Here is a 21,251-nt window from a genome sequence, read left to right as displayed (position 1 = left end):
ACATGAAGTATCGTGTCAATCTGTTTCCCGAAGAGTTAAAGCCTAAGCTGGACCTTTTTACACTTAATTTTGTTTTTACCCTTTGGGGGCTGTTGTTAGGTGGAATGGTTGTGGCTAATGTGTACTATCAAAAGGAGTACGATGCGGCACAGCTTAGTACACTAGCGACTCAGCAAGAATACAAAGCCAAAACAAAGATGCATCAAACACTCATACAGGCAAGGGAAAATAGGAAGCAAGATCCGAAGCTTCTCGAGCGAGTCCAAGAGCTACAAAAAGAAGAACATGATAAGTATTGGTTGCTAACGGAACTTCAAGGCCGAGAAAGGCTAAAGAACCAAGGGTTTTCTTTACTAATGAAAGACTTATCCAATACACATGTACGTGATGTTTGGTTAACTCGGATTGTTGTTAATGAAGATAAGGTGAAGATGGAAGGGGCTGCATTAGACTCTGCAAACGTTCCAAAATGGGTGAATAAACTGAAAGAATCGGATTACTTTTCTGGTAGAAGCTTCGCAGGAGCGCGTTTGTATCGTAATGAAGATGATCGACTTAACTTTGTTATTAGCTCTGAGTTATCGGAGCTTTCCGTTCAATCTGAATTGCAAGTGGCTTCGGAGTTGCGATGAAGTTAAATCTGGAGTGGCTTGAAAAACTCAATATTGGATTTTCTCAACTCACAAAAAGGGAGAAGGTGTTAACTTTATTGAGTGGTCTTTCATTAGTGTTTCTAGGTGGTTTTTACTGGTTTATTGAGCCCAAGCAGTTAGCGTTAGAAGCCTTACTACGCACAGTAGAGAGACAAAAAGTCGATTTAGTACGTTTAGATTCGCAGATTAAAGGCATTGAAATGGAGCTGCTGCAAGACCCTGACGAACCCTTGCGTCAGAAAATGCGTAAGCTAGAGGAAAGTATTGCGAAAGTGGATGGCACTTTAAGGGAACAGACGGTCGATCTTATCCCCGCAAACAAAATGCCGGATGTTTTGCATAAAATTTTAGAGCGCTCATCCAAATTAAAAGTTATCAAAGTAAGTTCAATAGCGCCTGTCCGCATGATGGATATTGATGCGGCAAGTGGAAAAAGTGTTAATTTGTTCCAGCATGGTGTTTCACTCGTATTACAAGGACAGTACATGGACATTTTAAATTATCTAGAAGAAATAGAAGATTTAGAGTGGCGTTTCTATTGGAAGCGTTTCGATTATTTAGTGGATGAATATCCGGTCGCGAATGCTGAAATTGAACTTTATACCTTAAGTACAAATGAAGCCTTTATAGGTGTGTAAAAATTATAATGAAGCTTGGGTTTATCTTATTCTTTATCCTTATTTTAAAACCTGCCTTAGCGCAGGAATTATTTGATCCAACTCGGCCACCTGTTTCATCCTCTTCCTCATCTGCTTCCGGCGGCCTTGTGGAGTCAGGAGAAACGCGTGATAACGCAAGTGGCATTCCTGACGTAAAAATCTCCGCTATTTTTTACTCCGATGAGCGGCGTTTTGTCATCATTAATAACGAGATGGTATCGGAAGGAGAAAAATGGAAAAATATTTTGCTAAGCAAAATCAATAAAGACAGTATTGAACTAAAAAATGGTGACTTTCATCGAGTCGTGAAAGTATTTAATACCGATGTTGTAGAAGAAAGAGCTTATGTTTATTAAAGGATTTGGTATTGCTATTTGTTTAATGGTGCTGATTGGTTGTCAGAGCGTTGATCAACAGCCAGTTGAGCAGGCCATGCAAAATGCCTTATCGGAAGTAGATGATACACAAAACGTAAAAGGTTCAATAGCGCCCTTGGGAGAGTTACCCGAGGAAGTGGCTCAAGCCATACAACCCGTTGTACCTCAGCAAAAAGAAAAAGCATTGTTTGGTGAGCCGCGTTACGACATCAAAGCGGATGCAACACCGGCATCAACATTTTTTGCTGGCCTAGTGCAAGAAAGCCCGTTTTCGGTTGCGGTTCATCCAGAAGTGACCGGTTCCATTACGCTAGATCTAAAACAAGTTAGATTAATGGAAGTATTTGACTTAGTTAGTGAAATGTATGGTTACGACATTCAGAAGAAAGGGCAGGTTTATCGTGTTTATCCTGCTGGAATGCGGACGGAAACGTATGCTGTAAATTATCTGTTGATGCAACGAGATGGCTTAACATCAAGCAGCATTAGTTCTGGTGGCGTATCCCAATTTGGGAATAATAGAAATAATAACAATAACGGTGGATTAAACACGACTTCATCGAATAACTTTAATAATCAGACAGGTAATAATGCTAATTCAAATTCAGGAAATGGCACGAATATCTCGACAACAACACGAACCAATTTTTGGGAACAACTGTCTCAATCTTTAACGGCCTTGATTGGTGCTCAGTCAGGGCGCAGCGTGGTGGTTTCTCCCCAAGCAGGATTAGTTACTGTCCGAGCTATGCCGGATGAACATCGCCAGATCCGCAAGTTCTTAAAAGCTTCAGAAAACAATATCCAAAGACAAGTTGTGCTTGAGGCTCGCATTATTGAATTAACTCTCAATGATGAATATCAACAAGGCATACAATGGACAGAGATTCTGTCCCATTCCGGTAGCACCGATTTTAGATTCTCAACCAATGGGCAAATTACTAACAACACAATTACCGGGGCAATTGGTGGCTTGTCTAGCTTGGCATTTGTTAATCAAGATTTCAGTGGCGTCGTTAGTTTGTTATCAACGCAAGGAAATGTGCAAGTGCTGTCAAGCCCGCGAGTGACAGCGCTAAATAATCAAAAAGCCGTTATTAAGGTGGGGAATGATGAGTATTTTGTAACGGATGTTTCCAATCAAAGTACCACCAATGCGAGCACTACATCAAACACCCCCGATGTTGAACTAACCCCTTTCTTCTCAGGCATTGCGCTTGATGTGACGCCACAAATTGACGATGGTGGTAATGTGTTATTGCATGTTCATCCTTCCGTCGTGGAAACTCAAGAGCAAGAAAAGATCGTGACCATTAATCAAGAACAACTCATTTTACCGCTCGCAAGAAGTAATATTCGAGAGTCGGATACTGTTATACATGCTCGATCCGGCGAAATTGTAGTAATAGGTGGCTTGATGCAAACCTCTACCACAGAACAGCACTCTAAAACACCTTGGTTAGGTGATGTACCTGTCTTAGGTGAGCTGTTTAAAAGTCGCAAAGAGGTTGAGCAGAAACGTGAACTTATCATCATGTTAAAACCAACGGTCGTTTCATCGAAAACATGGAAGAATCAAATTCGCCAGAGTCAGGATTCGATGGTTGATTGGTTATACGTGGAGTAGCGCGTGTACCTATATCATTTTGGTATTTCAGAGTTACCTTTCACGTTAACGCCAAACACGAGTTACTTTTACGGTTTGCCAACGCATAAAGAAGCGTTGCAAGTGTTGAATACTGCGCTGCAATCAGGCGAGGGATTTATTAAAGTTACTGGGGAAGTTGGCACCGGTAAGACGCTGATATGTCGTAAACTGCTAAACGAACTGCCTGATTATTTCGTAACGGCGTACATTCCCAATCCCTTTTTGTCTCCTCAGGAACTGAGACGAGCGGTTGCAGGAGAGTTGGGAGTTGAACTGAGTGAGAACTCTGATCAACAAGAGTTTACCCAACGCATCCAAGAGAAACTGATACATATTAACCGAAGTGGAAATGCGGTTGTGTTGATTATTGATGAAGCGCAGGCGTTACCCGTTGAGAGCTTAGAAGTCTTGCGGCTCTTTACTAACCTTGAAACTGAGTCAAGAAAACTGCTACAGGTTGTATTGTTTGGACAGCCAGAATTGGATGAAAAGCTATCACGCTCTGATTTGAGACAGCTTCGCCAGCGAATTACCTTCTCATATAACTTAGATAAGATGGATTTAGATCAACTCTATCATTATGTAAAACACCGGCTTGCTGTGGCGGGGTATCGAGGAGTAGAAGTGTTCAGTCGCGGAGTGTGCAAAGAGCTATTTAAAGCCACTCAAGGAACGCCAAGAATGGTTAATGTGGTGTGTCATAAGAGCCTGATGTTAGCTTATGGTGAAGGCGTTGAAGCGGTTAGTAAAAAACACATGCGGTTGGCAATAAAGGATACAGATGCGTGTGTTCAACCTCAATCCCATGTATTCGCTTATGTGATGGGAGGGCTTGTGGTGACAGGCTTGGCACTGGGTGGTTGGGTTTATGCCACAGGAGCGGGATTAATTTGAGTGTTGTTAATAAGATGCTTCAAGACTTGGAGAACAGAGATGGCCTAGGTGATACCAACTCTGCGGATTACACTGCACCTAAATCCGTATCGTCACGACGCGCCACATGGATGATTCTATTCATTGGTATCGCAATTGGGTTGTTTATTGTTGATCGAATCATTGGTATTAACGAGGTTGCTTCTCAGTCTTTATCATATGCCTCCAATTTAATTCATGGCACCTCTGATGATGCGCATGATGCCACTAGCAAGAAAGCGCCGCGTTCATTTGAAGAAGACACCGACAATGAGCAACCAGATAGCTCTCAAGTGAGTATGAAAAATATCGAGACTGATTCGAGTGGTATGCTCAATGCGACCAGCGATGTCAGTAACTCTTTCACTCATGAAAGTGTGGCTCCAGAGATGGCATCGGTTACTCGAGAGTTCGCGCCGAAAGATGCGCTCGCGCGAATCGACCCTAACCTGCAAACGCGAGACCCGGAGGTTTTTGAAGCTACATTCGAACAGTTAGCCAATTCTCCAGCCGAAACTGCACCGAAAGTTCCCCTAAACGCTAGCACAGAAGAACTAGAGGCATTGCAAGCATCTGAGCCGCAAAAAGCTTCTCAAGGAGAAATGCAGATTTCCAGAGTAGGACGATTATCACTTGATGAAAAGCTGCAACAAATGGTTGAAGGTGCAACTTCGGCAATGAATGACAAGCAGCCAGCATCTGCAATTAACATTCTTGATCGTGCGTTGGAACTTGCTCCTGAGCGTCATGATATTCGCAAGCGTTTGGCCGTTATTTTATTTGCTCACCAGCAGGAAAGGTTAGCTGAGACCGTGTTGCGAGATGGTGTTAAATTGGCACCAGAGCGTATTGACCTAAGGTTGATGTTAGGGCGTATGTTACACCGTCAGAAAAAAATGCAATCCTTGTATGACATGCTGTTACCTATCACTCCTGATGTAAATCTTCACAGTGAGTACATTGCCTTACAGGCTGCTGCCGCTCAGCAACTGGGTCGCTTTGATGAGGCGGCGAAGTTATTCACAACCTTAGTTGACTTTGATGCATCAAGGGCAAACTGGTGGCTGGGTTTAGCGATTGCCGAGGACAAACAAGCGCGTTCAAACGCTGCTTTAGTTGCTTATAAAAAGGTGCTCGAATTAAAACAAGTGTCACCAACGGTACTTAGATTTGTTGAAAACAGAATTGGAGCATTAGAGAACTAAAATGAAACCTAAATTAAAGATGCGGCTCGGGGATTTGCTCGTTCACGAATCCGTCATTACGGATGAACAGTTACAGCAGGCTCTTGCTGCGCAACGCGATTCTGGCCGTAAATTAGGTCAAGCTTTGGTGGATTTAGGCTTCGTCACAGAAGATGGGTTGTTGAACTTTTTATCTCAACAACTCAGCATTCCTTTGCTCGATATTTCTCAAAAACAAATTGAACCTCATGTCATAAAGCTTATATCAGAAGTACAAGCGCGACGCCTAAAGGCTATTGCAATTGAAGATAGGGGTGACAGAGTGCTCATCGGTATGAGCGACCCCGCTGATCTGTCAGTGGTTGACACCCTCTCGAGCATTCTACCCAAGGCTATTGAGCTAGCGATTGTGCGTGAAGCTCAGCTCTATAATGCATTTGATACTTACTACCGTCGAACGGAGGATATCGCGTCCTTTGCACAAGCGCTTGCCACTGAGCATCAAGGGGAAGAAGAGTTCGACCTAAACGTCATGGATAACTCTGAAGAAGATACCACGGTAGCGAAATTGCTACAGTCTATCTTTGAAGATGCCGTACAGATGAGCGCGTCAGATATTCATATCGAGCCTGATGAAAGTGCACTGCGCATTCGCCAACGTGTTGATGGTATATTGCAAGAAAGCATCATCAATGAACGTAACATTGCTAGTGCGTTGGTATTGCGCTTAAAGTTGATGTCGGGGTTAGATATTTCAGAAAAACGCTTACCTCAAGATGGTCGTACAAACATCAAAATTAAAGGGCGTTCAATTGATGTGCGTGTATCAACCATGCCTGTGCAGCATGGTGAATCGGTGGTGATGCGTTTGTTAGATCAGTCCGAGGGTATTCTCACGCTAGAACAAACAGGGATGCCCAACCGCTTACTGCATCGTTTTCGGTTACTGCTACACAGGCCACACGGTTTGATTCTGGTAACAGGACCCACTGGTTCAGGTAAAACGACCACACTCTATGGTGCGTTGAGTGAGTTAAATAAGCCTGCGAAAAAAGTCATTACGGTCGAAGATCCTGTTGAATATCGGCTTCCCCGGATTAATCAGGTTCAAGTGAATAGCAAAATAGGGCTAGATTTTTCCAGCGTATTAAGAACCACGTTACGTCAAGATCCAGATATCATTATGGTGGGTGAGATGCGTGATCATGAAACCGTTGAGATCGGTTTGCGTGGTGCATTAACAGGCCATTTAGTGTTATCAACACTGCACACGAACGACTCTATTAGCAGTGCCATTCGTTTGCTTGATATGGGAGCGCCGGGATACTTAGTCGCAAGTTCTCTGCGAGCTATCATCGCCCAACGTTTAGTTCGTAAAGTGTGTCAAAACTGCAAAGTGGAATATAAGCCAACGTCAGAAGAATTATTTTGGCTCCATAATATTGAAGGGGATTTTCCAAAAGAAACGTTTCAGCGTGGTCTTGGTTGTCAGTCTTGTCATCAAACCGGGTATCACGGGCGGATAGGTGTGTTTGAGCTGTTGGAAATGTCAGAGTCGATGATGAATGCATTAAAAGATAGCGATACCGCCGCATTTTCAAGGGTAGCAAAAGAAAGTCCGGGCTTTTTTCCATTAGCAAAATCTGCATTAGAGTATGCAAAACAAGGGGTGACTACGGTAGAGGAAGTGTTGAAGCTTGTCGAAATGGTTGCTGATGATGAAGAAAAATTGAGAGAGCTTGAGCTTATATCCGATGACCAGCAGAAGTCATTGAGTGGTGGAACGGATGCCCCTGTTTGATTACTCAGCTAGAAATCAGGATGGTTCGTTAGTTAAGGGTCAGATTGAAGCTCCTGACAAAAATTCGGTTGCCCAAGCGTTGATTAAACGTAGTGTTATTCCGTTGAATATTTCCCCAAGTCGTTCTCAAGGTAGTGTCTCCTCTGGAGAGTCAAATACCATGAATGGAGGAATGTTAGCCGACCTTTTCGTACCTAAAGTGACGTTAGACGATTTGGTTATTTTTTCTCGGCAAATGTACTCCCTTATGAAATCCGGTATTCCAATTTTAAGAGCGGTTAAAGGGCTGGCTGAAACGACCAGTTCAAAACGAATGCAGAGGGCGTTATTTGATGTTGGGGCGCAATTAGAAAGAGGACGTTCGTTTTCTTCTGCACTTAACCAATATCCGAAGATTTTTGATCAGTTATATGTGAGCATCATTCATGTCGGGGAAAATACGGGTAAATTGGATGAAGCTTGTTTGCAGCTGTCGGAGTATTTAGAACGTGAACAGGAAACGCGTAAGCAAATAAAATCAGCTACCCGTTATCCAATGTTCGTGATCATTGCCATTGTGATTGCATTGGTCATTATGAATATTTTTGTTATTCCGACATTTGCTGGCATGTTTAACAAGTTTGGCGCGGAACTTCCCGGAATGACCCTTTTTCTGCTAGGTATGTCGGATTTCTTTATCCACAAATGGCATTGGCTACTTATTGCTATATCTGGCGGTATTTTCTTCATTAAGCGATATCTTAATACCAAACAAGGGCGACTAAATTGGGACCGGTATAAACTCCGTATGCCTACGGTGGGTTCTGTATTTGAACGTTCTTTATTGGCCCGTTTTAGTCGAAGTTTTTCGATGATGATTCAAGCAGGCGTGCCCTTAACTCATGCGCTTAACTTAACCGCGGATGCAGTCGATAACAGTTTTATGGCATCTCGCATTATTGGTATGCGTCAAGGGATTGAAAAAGGCGAAAGTTTGTCTCGTGTCGCAGCGGGTAGTGGGCTATTTACACCATTGGTTATGCAAATGATTGGTGTAGGAGAAGAAACCGGTCGAGTTGATGAGCTTTTGATGGACGTGGCAGTATATTACGAGCGGGAAGTGGATTATGACCTAAAAGGGTTAACCGCAAAAATTGAGCCTATTCTTATTGCTATTGTATCTGTGATGGTGCTTGTTTTGGCCCTCGGTATATTCACACCGATGTGGGATATGATGAACGCAGTAAAAGGCAGATAATCATGAGTACAAACTCGGATCAAAGCCAACGTCTTTTTATGGGGTTGGTGATATTTATCATCATTGCAATTTTTATGTCGACGCTGGTTTGGTACGTAAGTGAATCGGAGCCAGAAGTTAACAAGGTGGCAATGAATGTTGCGGCTGATTCGTTTACTACCAGTGTCGTTAATGCTCATTGGCAGTGGCGAGCGGAAGGAAATCCGAATCGAATTATTTTGATTGAATATAATCGGGCTCAGCAAGAAGTTGATAGAAGGCCCGTGACAATGAGTCACTTAGGTTGGCCGAAAGTTGAGCCGAGCCGAGAAGGATGTGAGCAGCTTTGGAAGTCGATCTTAGGGCTTCCATTGAAGATTCAAGGCTTTAAGGTCAAGGCAAACTACTACAATGGGCTTGATGTCAGTGGTAAAATTTTAGATTCTTTCTGTCGTTTTAGTATCGCCGTTGGTCCCTATTTTGATTATAAAGTTTATACTGGTGTCGTGACTAAATCAGATGCTTGATAATATTAGACTTATTGCCAATTTATTTACCAATAATAACCCTTTAATTTATACGCATAAGATCGCTATGACGTTCGTTTGCGTGTTGGAGTTAAGAAAATATGCAACGTGGTTTTTCACTCATTGAGCTAGTTATTGTTGTTGTGGTTTTAGGCTTACTTGCTGCCACGGCGCTACCTCGCTTCCTCGACGTTACTGACGATGCAGAGGATGCAACGGTAGAAGGTGTCGCTGGAGGCTTTGCAACAGGGGTGGGCTTAATCCGTGCACAGTGGGAAATTGAAGGTCGTCCAAGTGAAAACTCGGGGACAAACGTGACATTTGTTACGTTAGATGGCATTCAAATTGGTGTTGATAAAGATACGGGTTATCCAACTGGGCAAGCGTCAGATAATACAGAAGACTCAAATATTTCTAGTATTGATTGTGAGAGCATTTTCAATTTAATTATACAAAGCGCACCCACAATCACATCTGTCTGGGACTCAAGCAATGAGCCATTTCAAAATTTTCGTTATTTCACTAATGTGAATACAGGGGCTGGCACAGCAGGTAATGATCTGTGTCAATACTATTTAACTCAAACTGTGAAAAACGAAAATAATGAACCGACGAGTAACGATGTAGGGAACGGATTCGTGTATGATTCTCGTATTGGTCAAGTGACTGTCTTTAGTAATAACTAATCGTCATGCAAAAGTGCTTACTTTATTGATAATGTGTAGATTAGTATACTGAGCAGCGTATTTATTTAAATTAAACTAAGGTAATACAGATATGAAGCAACAACGTGGTTTTACATTGATCGAATTGATCATCGTAATCGTTATCTTGGGGATTTTGGCGGTAACGGCGGCTCCTCGTTTCATTAATATTCAAGACGATGCGGCTGAATCTGCTGCTCAAGGGATCGCGGGGGCGATCAATAGTGCTGCTGTTAGCGTTCGTGGTGCAGCTTTAGTACGTGGTGTTGCAGCTTCTGGTGGTAACGTAAGTGCTTCTGGTCAAAACGTAACAACTGTTGCAGGTGGTTTCCCAGCTGCTACGGCTGCGGGTATTGGCAGTGCAGTTGATATTGATACCGCTTGGCAGGGTGCTGTAAGTGGTGCAGTTTATGTTTACCAAAATGAATCAGGTGGTTGTACTGTTCAATACACCGTAACTGCGGATGCGGTTAATCCAACTTTCGATGCATCTGTGCTTGATCCTTGTACAAACTAATCGTCAGTTAACAGCGTTTAAATGCAAATCAGTGCGTCAATTCGGCGCACTTTTTTTTGGGAAAATATAATTCATATTGAGCACAATCTGCGTTTTCAAGTATGCCTAAGTGGTGTTTCAGGCGAATACTATTTTCGAAGTAAATTTGCTTTGGGTGATGTTTAATTTCTTTCTGTGCCCATCTGATATATTCCAGCATGCCCTCTCGATCGTTAGTATTAGCCGCAGCAATCGCTTTATGAGCCATGATGTTACTCCAATAACGATCATAATGGACAAGTGGGTTGATTATCTTTAAATACGGCTCAGGACTTCTTCCTCCTGATAATTCATATTCCAAAACGAGGCTAATCGTATGTAATCCCGTAACCCCGAAGGCCGTTATTATTAAGGTTATAATTAGTGATATTGGTCTGAGCAATACAGAAACACTATCGGGGATGGTGTAAGTTTTGTCAGGAGTTTGTTTAAGGATAAATAATCGAATAAATGTCAGCATCACAAGCAGGTGAGCGACTGAAGCATGCAAGGGGTATTCTGTTAAAGAGTGCGTCCCGATAGGAATGATAAGGCTCCACGCCAACCAAGCTGAGTGACGTTGTTGTCGTGTTAACCCATAAATCAACAGGGAGAGTAGCGTTAATACTGATAACCCTGCTAATACGCCTCCTTCTGCAAACCAAAATAATCCTTCATTGTGAGGGTGGTCCATGTTGTAGCGTATATCATCTGGCGTATTTGCTTTTGCTGCACTGTTAACGCTCAAAAGTGTATAAGCAGACTCGAAGTTGCCATAACCTACACCCGTGAAAAAATTATTTTTTATAAGCTCAAGGGTTTGTGGGTATAGAATCTCGCGATCATAATCTTGCTGGTAAGGGGCAAGTAACGCTGCCGAATTGTTTTGTTGTTCTTTTGCGTTATGCAGAGAAAACTGTGCCATCAAGCCAATGAAAAAGCTAATCACTGCGATAAATACCATTGGTTTTTTCTGGCGAAATGAAAAGATAAGTGCAAGCAGTGAAACCAAAAGTGCACTTAATTGCGTACCTCTAGAATGAAGTTCCAGTGTCATGAATCCCATTAAAAAAGCCACTATTAATAAGTTTGGCATGATCCACCTAAACCAGTGTTTTGTGTTTAGGCTTAGTTGGGAAATGAGGTAAATCAAGCAGGCGTAACCAGTGACTAAGTAAGAGCCCATTAAATTGGTTTGTTGAAAATGACCAAATGGTTCGAATGCGTGCTGTGGGGAAAGGAGTTGATAAATAGCAATACTGAGTTGAGCGCAACTGCTTAGGAAAATAACACCGATAATCGTGTTTTGTGAACGTCTGGTTAAGCGATATTGCAGAGATAAAAGCGTTAAGGCAAAAAGTAAGGGAATGGCTAAGAATCGGTACCAAGTGCTAGCTTGAGGCGCACTATTTCCATAGAGAAAGGGAATATAAAGTGTTAGGAAGCAAAGCCCTATTGCCAATAATTGACGATTAATTTTGAGTTTTTTTCTTTGATTTAACTGCCATAAGCCGATACTTAGCGTTAAACCTATGCATATCCAGCCAACTAAATTAATCGGAAGGTCAGTTCCAGCTCCACCCATATTAGCTTGAAAGTATTGAAGGCCAAATAGGAAATATAAACAAATGGGGAACCAAAATACCGGAAGGTGAAGTCGTCTTAAAAAACGATGAAAGAATTGATGCATATATAGGTGCTAGCTATCGACCAAAGAATAATGCCATTAGCGGTTAGCGTAACATATGCTTAGAATGACCCCTAATTTTATAAGATAGTTTAATGAAATCTATAAGAAAGTTAGCTAATTGCACGTAATCCGAGAAACTAGAGTAATGAGCGAAATGCTCATATCCGTTGTATAGGAAAGATTAGAAATTTAATGAATTTTAGTGGGCAATGTTTACGGGGTTTTACCCTTTATGAATTAATTATCACTATGTTGATTATTAGTGCGCTTGTTGTGTTTGCAGTTCCTCGATTTAGTGGTTCTGCTGGCTATGATGAATATGCGTACCAAGCACGGCTGATTTCCACGCTAAGGCACATGCAACTTCGAGCCTTAAACGACACGCGACCAACTTACTGTTTTCAAGTCAATTTTGATAACGCGAACGATGCTTTTGGCCCACCTACTTTAAAATATACTGCGGCTGCGGGTGCTTCGAGCAGAACATGTAGCGATGTCATTGATGTCGATGGACTTCTCCTTGGGGCGGAAAGCGCTAAATATCAACATTTATTTGGTCTTGCATCTGAGTTACAGCAAGACAACATCGATTTACTTGCATTGAACTCTGTGGGTGGTGTTATCACTTATATTGGCTTTGATCATCTTGGCCGACCTCTCACCAGTGATGCAGGAAACGATAACTGTAATGCCGGTTGTACAATACAATTCTCGAGTGTAGTGTCAACTGCACAGGTGTGTGTTGAGCCTCAAGGTTATATCCATTCGGGAGTGTGTGGTGGCTAATAAACAACGTCAAGCGGTGGGTTTTACCCTGATAGAAATGGTAATGGGTATTGTCGCTTTTAGTGTGGTGCTGACGATTATCATTGGCGTGTTGTCTCCGCAAGCCACCCGCAGTGTTACTCCTATTATGAACGTTAGGGCGTCAGAGCTAGCGCAATCTCTTTATAACGAAATTAGCGCAAAAGCCTTCGATGAAAATTCGGGAAGAGGTGGAGCTAATGTTCGCTGTAATGAAGATTTAGACGGAGATATGGCGTTTACCAGCCCAGGTGAAATTGCCTGTAGTTTGGTTTTAGGGCCCGATGCTGGGGAAGCCGGTGACAAGGAACTTTTCGATGACGTCGATGACTATCACGGCTTTAGCGCCGTAGTGAATTCATTTAACGATGTTGTTAGTCAGGATGGCCGTGATTTATATGCAGGTTTTGGCGTATCCATTTCTGTATTTTATGATGGTGATTTTGATGGGGATAACGATCTGTTAGAAGATCCAACATCAACCGGGCGTCACAAACTCATTACTATTAATATCACAACACCACTAGGCCAAACTTTCATTTACAGCGCTTATCGGAGTAACTATTGATGCCGGCGCCAGTTAAACCGATTTCAGGGTTTACATTAATAGAGCTTGTTTCCGTTATTATCTTAATTGCTATTGTCATGTTGGGGGTAACAGGCTTTATTGGATCGGGCGTGCAGATCTACCTTGATGCAACAGAAAGAGACCAACTTTTAGGTGATAGCCGCTTTATTGTCGAAAGAATGAGCAGAGAAGTAAGGACAGCGCTACCTAATAGCGTTAGAATATCCGGTAATAATAATGCACATTGTTTGGAGTTTGCTCCGATTAGATGGAGTACCTTTTATGAGGATATTCCCGTTGCCCCTGAACCCGCTAGCAGTGCACTCAGTGCAATTAACCTAATAGGGTTGGGTTCGGAGAGCTACATAGAAAATGTAGATAACAGCGACTTTGTTGTCGTTTATGCGACAAACAGTGGGCAGGTATACGACACAACCCAAACATCGGGAGTATCTCGACGCTTTGGCCTCAATTCAGTGACAAGCGCTGCTATTGCTACTGTCGAGTTGGATAACTCAGTGCAATTTGCAACTGATTCGCCTTTGTCCCGTTTATATGTCGTTGATGGGCAAACGGTTAGTTACTGTGTTAGAAATGTTGGCGCTAATGCTATTTCAGGAAGCAAAAATATGTATCGACATATTGCTCCTTATCAAGAAGTTCAACCTATTTATACCTCGGGAGGGGTGCTGATGGCAGAAAACATTGATAATACATTATCGAATAATCCGCAGTTGGTGCCTCAAAATGATGATCCTTTTCGTGTTTATGCGGCATCATTGCAAAGAAATGCTTATGTAAGAGTTAGGTTAAGGTTCAGACGCAATGAAGAAGTGGTAGTATTTAATAATGAAATCCACATTCCCAATTCGCCTTAAATGCGGTCACGCATCGGTAACGAGTGCGCCGAGTAATCAACGGGGCAGTATGTTGTTTATCAGTGTTTTTGTTATCGTTGTATTAGGCATGTTAGGAATGACGCTAACCAATATTTTATCAACATCTGAAGATTCCGTAGTATATGAAAGCCTAGGGTTAAGAGCGCTAAATGCAGCGCGATCAGGATTGGATATTAAAATAGCGGATGCGTTCCCTCTACTCTCAACTGACTCAGAGCAATGTGATAGTGGTCCAAGTAATGTTTCATTTAACAATATCGCCGGTTTAGAAGGGTGTTCGTATACCGCGATATGTCAAAGCGATAACAGTATTAACGGCATAAATTACTTTCGCTTTTCAAGCACTGGAGTGTGTGTGATTAGTGATGTTGTGGTGAGCCGTACAGTGGCTGTAGATGCAAGAAAGTTGTAGTCGTTGTCCGCTTGCTGGATAAACCAACTCATTAGGAAAAAGTATCGTGCTAATGAACCTATCAATGAAACGAACTTTAGTCGCCGTTGGAGCGCTTTTAAGCTTGTTGAGCTTACCCGTGCTTGCAGACCAATGTACGAATGTTTTTACTGATAGTGTCAGTACATTTTCGACCAGTGGTTCGCTCCGAATTGACCGCCTTGCACAAATCCGGGGTACGGATGGTGTCATCGATTTCCCTTTTGGTAGCATCGACGATAAAACTCAAAATAGTAGTTGTGTTACAACATCCTGTCAGGCTTCTGGCGCACCTGCTAGTGATCTTGATTTACCCACTTTTAAAACCACGACATCCAATCAAGATATTCAAATTTCACGTTTCAGCTTTGGGTCATTGCCCGCAGGTCATTACGACAGAGTAAACCTTAAGGAAGGCTCCAGCATTGAATTCACAACAGTTAACGGCGAATACCGAATGTCGCGGCTTATCGTTGAGCGAAATTCCATAGTCAATATGAGCCCTGGTGAATATTGGATTGAAGATGTTGATTTTAAAGAAGGTTCCCGACTCAATGTGGTTGGTGATGGGACGGTTCGAATCTACGCCAGAGATGATGTTAAGTTTGAGAGAAATACTTTGATCAATGCTGGTAGAGATCCAGCTGATTTAGTCATCATTAGTTACGACGATATTGAATTCAAAGAAGGTTCCGCTGGTTATGGTTTCTTTTACGCCGCAGATGATTTCAAACTAGAGCGAATTAGTAACATTGTCGGTGGGGTATCTGCGAAAGATATAGAGCTGAAAGAAAACAGCACTATCACTTACTCTGAAGCGAGCTTAACCACAATAGAGTTTGGTGAGGAGTGTGAGTCTGGTTCTGCCTCACCAGAAGCGGTGGCGCATTATGCTTTAGAAGAGGCTGCTTGGAATGGTAATGGCTCCATTTTAGATTCAACGGGCAACAATTATCATGCTTCACCAGTTGGAACGGTTTCTCCTTATTTATCCAGCGCTCAAATTTCTTGCCAAGCAGTAAACGTGCCTTTTAACTCCAGAAACTCGGAGTACGATGCTGTCGATTCCCGTATTGATGTGGCCTCTGATATAGGTACTTCCGGTACAATTGCTTTTTGGTATCGACCAAATCTCCCTTGGCAGGGCGTTAATTACTCTCGCCAACTATTTGATGCATCGAGCTCGCAGTCTAACCAATATTTTTATGCTGCACTAAATGATGCTGGCAGGATTGAATTTGGTGTGGAAGATGATAGTGATGCAGATCGACGCATCCTCACGCAATCTTATAACTTTGCTGCGAATGAGTGGGTGCATTTGGCGTTCACCTATGACTTTGGCTCTGGCGATTTAAGAGTGTTTGTTAATGCTGTAGAAGCCAGTTCTAATTACACCGCAACAGCATCATTAAACGGGAGTGTTGGCAATTTTGAATCATTGTATATAGGCGATAACCGCAGTTCCTATATCGTTTCACATGGTTCAGGGTATTCCGCTGATGGTCAAATAGACGAAATTTATGTGTACAAGGGGGCGTTGGATGCCCAAGCAATTACAACCTTAAAAGACAACACCACAACGTGTCAGGCTCCAGCGCCGGAACCTATCGCTTATTGGGCGCTCGACATTTGCTCAGTCAATGGCACGGTAGGTGAGGTTATTGATTCAATTAATGGCTACAACGGGCAAGCTTACCCCGGAACGACAATGGTGGATGATGGACGTTTTTGCCAAGCCGCAGAGTTCTTTGGTCAATTAGAGCATATCAATATTCCTCATCAAAATGCGTTTGAAGTAAGTGACGGCGCGATTTCTTTTTGGTTTAAAAGAGACTCCGCAACGTCCGGGCTATTAGGCTTAGTGTCTAAGGAATCGTTGGACTTTGATGCTGGTGGACATCTTGGAATTTGGAGCAATAGCTCTAAAACGGTCTGGGTGAGACATCAGTACATCGATAGCTTTTATGGCTATAACGCTTATTTGGAGTCTGGTCCGGTAGCTGACGATCAATGGCACCATGTCGTTTACACATGGGGCAGCGCCGGCGCTACGTTATATGTAGATGGACAAATGGTTGATCAGCGCACCGATGTTGTCGCTGGTATTCAATACAACTACGAGCCTATCATTTTAGGGGCTGATGCAACGGTTACGGGGGACCAAATGTCACCTGTTCACCAATTAAGTCGTTTTTTCGATGGGAAAATCGATGAAATTCAATTCTTTAATCAGCAACTAAACAGTGGTCATGTATCTGAGCTTTTCAATAAATCAGGCTACACTTGTATTTCTTGTGTGAGGGATCCGGTTTTAGAGTCCCATTGGCCATTAGATATATGCAGTGTTGATGGTTCGGGGGGAGAAATTATCGATGTGGGTGATAGTGGACTCAATAATCATGGGCGTACTCTAGGTAATCCCGAAATCAATCCCGACGCTAAATTCTGTCAGGCTGTTAAGTTTTTAGGCGGCGATGACCATATCAACATTCCACATAACGGAAATTACGCGACAACTGACGGGGGAATTTCTTTTTGGTTTAAGCGAGCATCAGGCACAAATGGTGATATGGGGTTATTCTCCAAAGACTCTAGTGGTCATGACCAAGGTGGTCACTTAACGATGTGGAGCAAAAGCAATAGAATTGTTGAGGTAAGACATCAATATTTTGAAAACGGCGCAGAAAGAACCCAGTATTTGCGCTCTTCATCATTGGACAATGATGTTTGGCATCATGTGATGTATACATGGGGCAGTGATGGCATGCGACTTTATGTCAATAATCAACTGGTCGCCCAACATGCAGTATCAACAGGACTGGAAAATAACCCCGAGCCTATCATTCTTGGCGCGAGTGCAATTTATACTGGCGACCAAGTTTCCTCCCCTAATCAGCTTGAACAGTTCTTTGTGGGAGAATTAGACGACATTCGCTTCTATAGCACTTATCAACCCCAAGCGAGTGTTGTTGATGAGTTGTATAACCAATCACCCTATAGCTGTTCGGAAACGTGCGATACAACGCCGGTTTTAGAGTCACTTTGGACAATGGATGTGTGCGCGCTAGATGGCACAGGTGGAGAAATTATTGATACTGGTGATTCTAATTTAAACAACCATGGACGCTCCGTAGGTCCTGTTAGTGTCAATTACGATGCGCGTTATTGCCAAGGAGCGAGCTTCTCGGGGGATGGCGGACATATTAATATTCCGCACAACGGAAATTATTTAGTGAGAAAAGGAGGGATCTCCTTCTGGTATAACCGAAATGTGGGGACCAGCGGTGAGCAAGGTCTCTTTTCAAAAGACTCCGGGGGCCACGATGCCGGTGGTCATGTAACGATTTGGAGTCGAGGTAATCGTAGTGTTTATGTACGTCATCAGATACGTGAGAATAATACCGATAGAACCGTTTATTTAACCTCTCCTGCCATGAATGATGGGGAGTGGCACCATGTGTTCTATACATGGGGAAGTGATGGGATGACGCTTTACGTGGATAACCAACTCGTTGATCAAGCCTCGGGTGAAACTGCGGGCGTAGAAAATAATCCAGAGCCGATTATTTTGGGCGCTAGTGCGATTTACTCAGGTGATAGTGTTTCGGAGCCACAAACGCTATCGGACTTTTTTAACGGCGATATGGACGATGTGCGTTTTTATAGCACATGGCAACCCAAAGCGGCATTTGTCAGTGAAGTCTATAACCAGTCTCCTTACACCTGTACTCAGTGTAATCTTCAGCCTGTGGCGTATTACCAATTTGAAGAAGCAAATTGGCCTAGCGTCAACTCCATTATCGACACAATGAGTCACTTTAACGGTTCACCTTTGGGTAGTGTTTCCCCTGTTTTCCCGAATCCCGAAAAATCTTGTCGAGCAATGAACGTCCCAGATAACAGTGTCAATTCCTCACAAACCGATGCACTCGATACAGGTATTAATATCCGAGATGATGTAGGCACTAAAGGGACGATCTCATTTTGGTATAAATCCAATACCGCGTGGGATACTCATTCGGGTTCTTCAGAAGGAGGACGAACATTATTCGATGCTACCACCACCGATTCCGCTCGTTTCTTCATGCGATTAAGAAGAAACGGCAGTATTCGTTTCTCAATGAATGATAATTTTGGCAGAAGCTATGATATTTTCTCGTCTTCAGGTTTGTCCATTCCCGCGGATCAATGGGCTTTCATTGCTGTTACATGGGATTTAAACGCAGGGAGACTCAAGCTTTATATACGTTCTAACAGTGAAAATCGGGAGTACACACAGCAAAACGGATTTGTATCGTCGAGCGTAGCAAACCTGTCTCATTTAATCATTGGTGATAGTTACGCTAACAATAATGTATCGAATAGCTCGGCTGATGGGCAGTTCGACAACGTTAGAATATATAATTATGTGCAAAGCGAAACCCAAATAGAAGCTGATAAAGACGATGTGACTGATTGTCCATTAGAAGTGCATCATTATGATCTGTCATATAGCAATCCTGGTTCTGTGTGTAGCTTAAGTACACTCACCGTTAGAGCGTGTGCTGATGAGTCGTGCTCTTTACTCGCTGATGTTGGCTCCAGTGTTGATATTCGCTATACGGATAGCGTTGGAAGCGAGTCCATCATCGTCTCATCCTTAGCATTGACGAATGGCACGGCCAGTTATGATTGGGGACTATTTGAGCCTAAAACCGTGACACTTTCGTTAGCAAACACGATGCCGATGGCGTTCAATCCGCTAACGTGTAGTACAGAAAACTGTGAACTAACCTTTGACGATCTGTCCCTAAAATTACTGGTAGACGGCAATGATTCGGCCATTCCTAACCAGCTTTCCGTCACCCCTTTTGAAGGTACATTTGGCGTTGTTGCAGACAACGTCTGCAATAACTATCCAACCGATATACCGGTTGAAATCGCCATCGAATGTAATTCTCCTGCTACCTGTAGTACCACAGCGGGTAACGAATTTTATCTGGACGGAGTGGTCGTTCCTAAAGTCAATGCAGGCGAGGCATTAAGCTACGTGAGCACAGGAGACAACTTTGATTCCACCAATGGAATTACGCTAGGTAGTCTGCAATACAACGATGCAGGCCAAATAACCATTCATATTAAAGTGGGCACTGCCACGGTTTCAAAAACCGTTGTGGTGTATCCCGAAACACTTCGGCTCGCAACCGACGCTGTTGCTATTGCGGGGACGAATACGAACTTGCAAATTACGGCCTTATCCAACGGCGTTGTATTACCTAACTATCAACCGGGGCAGCTACATATTGCCATGGAACGCACTTTGCCCAATACATTGCCGAGCGGAATTAGTTTTACAGGTAACTTAACCTCCGACTATTTCACAACAGTACGAGATGGCGTTGGTGTTTCTGATGGAAGTGGTGCAGCAAAACGCCGCTTAACAAGCTTTGATCCGCTAACAAGTCCGCTTGATTTTGAGGACGGGATTGGTGCTTTGCCTGTTGCTTATTCTGAGGCTGGAAATACTTTGTTCGATGTTGCGGACATCAATTACTTTGGGCAACTTCTGACAAGTTCCGTTATTTCGCCTTCCGATAGAGAAGTGAAGTTCATTCCAGCCTATTTCCGAGTTGAAAATGTGGATCATAGTTACGGGGCCTTCTGCGGCAATATTCACTACCTAGGACAGAATTTCTCAAGCCCACCCGGAACAGAAATTGATTTACAAGCCTATAATAATGGCGGTGTGCCAACGCAATATTACGATAGTGGTATTGGTGGAGGAGTGTTTGCCTTTGCATCCGTGGGTTTGTTGAGCAATCGTACTTACATTGAGAGCATTAATTCAAGGACTTTATCCATCAATGCGGCTGGAAGCGTTACACTAAGTGGCGCGGCTGATTTTGATGCTGCCTTTAGGATGACTATTAGTGGCGCTGACACATTTAATGTGCCGAAACAGGGAGCTGTTTCAGCCCCCCTTATAGCGGGCGCCGATTATGATATTGCGCTTCGTATTCCCAGTGGAGATTTAACGGATGCGAATGGTGTTGGGCTAGAAGGAGCCCCAGCACAGTTTGAGTTTGGCCCATTAACTTCGGGTGTTGAATTACGAGAAGGAAGGTTTGTATTGGCTAATGCCTTTGGTCCAGAAAACCAAGACTTAAGCGTACCTTTTGGTGTGCAATATTTTGATGGCAATGATTGGGTGGTGAACACTCAAGATTCTTGCACTACCTTTGATGCTATCAACTTAGTTAGTAAAGACTCTTCGAGTGCTATTACGACTTTTGGAGACGGAATATTAGATGCTGGAGTTACGTCAAATACCGCGGGGATGATGCAAATTGACGCATTTGGATCGATACGGGAGATCCCTATCGAATACCAAATTCCCGCAGATTTGCTTTTCTTACAGTTTAATTGGAATGGTTCAGGACCTGAAAATCCAAGCGCTGTCGCCTCATTTGGTCAGTTCAGAGGAAATGATCGGATAATTCATTGGCGAGAAGTGTTTAGATAATTAAAAATTAGGATAAAATTACACTTGGTCCAGCTAAAACTTGCGCTTTACTCGACAAGTCAATAGCATAGGGCATTGTTGTGGGAACGGCGGGAAAATGCCTGTCAATTGCCATGTTCTGCACCATAATAAAAATAAATCC

17 protein-coding genes are annotated in these 21,251 nt (G+C 43.0%); 16 read left to right on the top strand and 1 reads right to left on the bottom strand.

Annotated elements, in window-relative coordinates; all coding sequences use genetic code 11:
- Window positions 1–2 precede the first annotated feature (2 nt).
- The 11 genes from HJG39_RS07630 (at window position 3) to HJG39_RS19380 (ending at window position 10,198) form a co-directional block, all read left to right on the top strand.
- Window positions 3–632: a PilN domain-containing protein gene (locus HJG39_RS07630; protein WP_268408305.1), complete on the top strand. Its 630-nt coding sequence runs from the start codon at window positions 3–5 to the stop codon at window positions 630–632.
- Window positions 629–1,291, top strand: coding sequence for a hypothetical protein (locus HJG39_RS07625; RefSeq protein ID WP_268408304.1), 663 nt, complete (start codon window positions 629–631; stop codon window positions 1,289–1,291). Before HJG39_RS07630 ends, HJG39_RS07625 begins: the two co-directional genes overlap by 4 nt.
- Window positions 1,292–1,299: 8 nt before the next feature.
- Window positions 1,300–1,668 carry a hypothetical protein gene (locus HJG39_RS07620; RefSeq protein ID WP_268408303.1) on the top strand — a complete coding sequence of 123 codons (369 nt, stop codon included), beginning with the start codon at window positions 1,300–1,302 and terminating at the stop codon, window positions 1,666–1,668.
- Window positions 1,658–3,316 (top strand): pilus (MSHA type) biogenesis protein MshL, encoded by a 1,659-nt coding sequence (gene mshL, locus HJG39_RS07615; protein WP_268408302.1) that lies wholly within the window; start codon window positions 1,658–1,660, stop codon window positions 3,314–3,316. The genes HJG39_RS07620 and mshL overlap by 11 nt, the downstream gene beginning before the upstream one ends.
- Before the next feature lie 3 nt (window positions 3,317–3,319).
- Window positions 3,320–4,231, top strand: coding sequence for an ExeA family protein (locus HJG39_RS07610; protein ID WP_268408301.1), 912 nt, complete (start codon window positions 3,320–3,322; stop codon window positions 4,229–4,231).
- Entirely contained in the window at window positions 4,228–5,454 is a 1,227-nt protein-coding gene (locus HJG39_RS07605; RefSeq protein ID WP_268408300.1) for a tetratricopeptide repeat protein, read from the top strand. The genes HJG39_RS07610 and HJG39_RS07605 overlap by 4 nt, the downstream gene beginning before the upstream one ends.
- A 1-nt stretch (window position 5,455) precedes the next feature.
- Window positions 5,456–7,234 carry a GspE/PulE family protein gene (locus HJG39_RS07600; protein WP_268408299.1) on the top strand — a complete coding sequence of 593 codons (1,779 nt, stop codon included), beginning with the start codon at window positions 5,456–5,458 and terminating at the stop codon, window positions 7,232–7,234.
- Entirely contained in the window at window positions 7,221–8,471 is a 1,251-nt protein-coding gene (locus HJG39_RS07595; protein ID WP_268408298.1) for a type II secretion system F family protein, read from the top strand. Before HJG39_RS07600 ends, HJG39_RS07595 begins: the two co-directional genes overlap by 14 nt.
- Before the next feature lie 2 nt (window positions 8,472–8,473).
- On the top strand, window positions 8,474–8,977 hold the full coding sequence (locus HJG39_RS07590) for a hypothetical protein (RefSeq protein WP_268408297.1): 504 nt from the start codon (window positions 8,474–8,476) through the stop codon (window positions 8,975–8,977).
- Window positions 8,978–9,078: 101 nt separating this feature from the next.
- A complete protein-coding gene (locus HJG39_RS07585) occupies window positions 9,079–9,663 on the top strand; it encodes a prepilin-type N-terminal cleavage/methylation domain-containing protein (RefSeq protein ID WP_268408296.1) in 585 nt (194 codons plus the stop codon).
- A gap of 91 nt (window positions 9,664–9,754) precedes the next feature.
- Window positions 9,755–10,198, top strand: a complete 444-nt coding sequence (locus HJG39_RS19380; protein ID WP_326849248.1) for a prepilin-type N-terminal cleavage/methylation domain-containing protein — start codon at window positions 9,755–9,757, stop codon at window positions 10,196–10,198.
- Between the two features lie 28 nt (window positions 10,199–10,226).
- Here HJG39_RS19380 and HJG39_RS07575 read toward each other — a convergent pair whose 3' ends face one another.
- Window positions 10,227–11,906, bottom strand: a complete 1,680-nt coding sequence (locus tag HJG39_RS07575) for a PglL family O-oligosaccharyltransferase (protein WP_268408295.1) — start codon at window positions 11,904–11,906, stop codon at window positions 10,227–10,229.
- A 192-nt stretch (window positions 11,907–12,098) separates the two neighbouring features.
- On the opposite strand from HJG39_RS07575, the gene HJG39_RS07570 reads away from it, so the two are divergent.
- The 5 genes from HJG39_RS07570 to HJG39_RS07550 all read left to right on the top strand — a co-directional run bounded on the left by HJG39_RS07570 (window position 12,099) and on the right by HJG39_RS07550 (window position 21,109).
- The gene (locus HJG39_RS07570; protein ID WP_268408294.1) at window positions 12,099–12,692 is read left to right on the top strand and encodes a pilus assembly FimT family protein; all 594 of its coding nucleotides are present in this window, start codon (window positions 12,099–12,101) and stop codon (window positions 12,690–12,692) included.
- Window positions 12,685–13,278 carry a type IV pilus modification PilV family protein gene (locus tag HJG39_RS07565; protein ID WP_268408293.1) on the top strand — a complete coding sequence of 198 codons (594 nt, stop codon included), beginning with the start codon at window positions 12,685–12,687 and terminating at the stop codon, window positions 13,276–13,278. Before HJG39_RS07570 ends, HJG39_RS07565 begins: the two co-directional genes overlap by 8 nt.
- Window positions 13,278–14,156 carry a PilW family protein gene (locus HJG39_RS07560; RefSeq protein WP_268408292.1) on the top strand — a complete coding sequence of 293 codons (879 nt, stop codon included), beginning with the start codon at window positions 13,278–13,280 and terminating at the stop codon, window positions 14,154–14,156. The genes HJG39_RS07565 and HJG39_RS07560 overlap by 1 nt, the downstream gene beginning before the upstream one ends.
- Window positions 14,128–14,589 (top strand): hypothetical protein, encoded by a 462-nt coding sequence (locus HJG39_RS07555; protein WP_268408291.1) that lies wholly within the window; start codon window positions 14,128–14,130, stop codon window positions 14,587–14,589. Before HJG39_RS07560 ends, HJG39_RS07555 begins: the two co-directional genes overlap by 29 nt.
- A 64-nt stretch (window positions 14,590–14,653) precedes the next feature.
- Window positions 14,654–21,109: a LamG domain-containing protein gene (locus HJG39_RS07550; protein ID WP_268408290.1), complete on the top strand. Its 6,456-nt coding sequence runs from the start codon at window positions 14,654–14,656 to the stop codon at window positions 21,107–21,109.
- Window positions 21,110–21,251 lie beyond the last annotated feature (142 nt).

The sequence above is a fragment of the Alteromonas sp. a30 genome (genome assembly GCF_026788005.1).
Classification (GTDB): Bacteria; Pseudomonadota; Gammaproteobacteria; order Enterobacterales; family Alteromonadaceae; genus Paraneptunicella.
The sequence above is the reverse complement of the archived record's forward strand: the minus strand, read 5'-3'. Positions and strand labels throughout refer to the sequence as shown.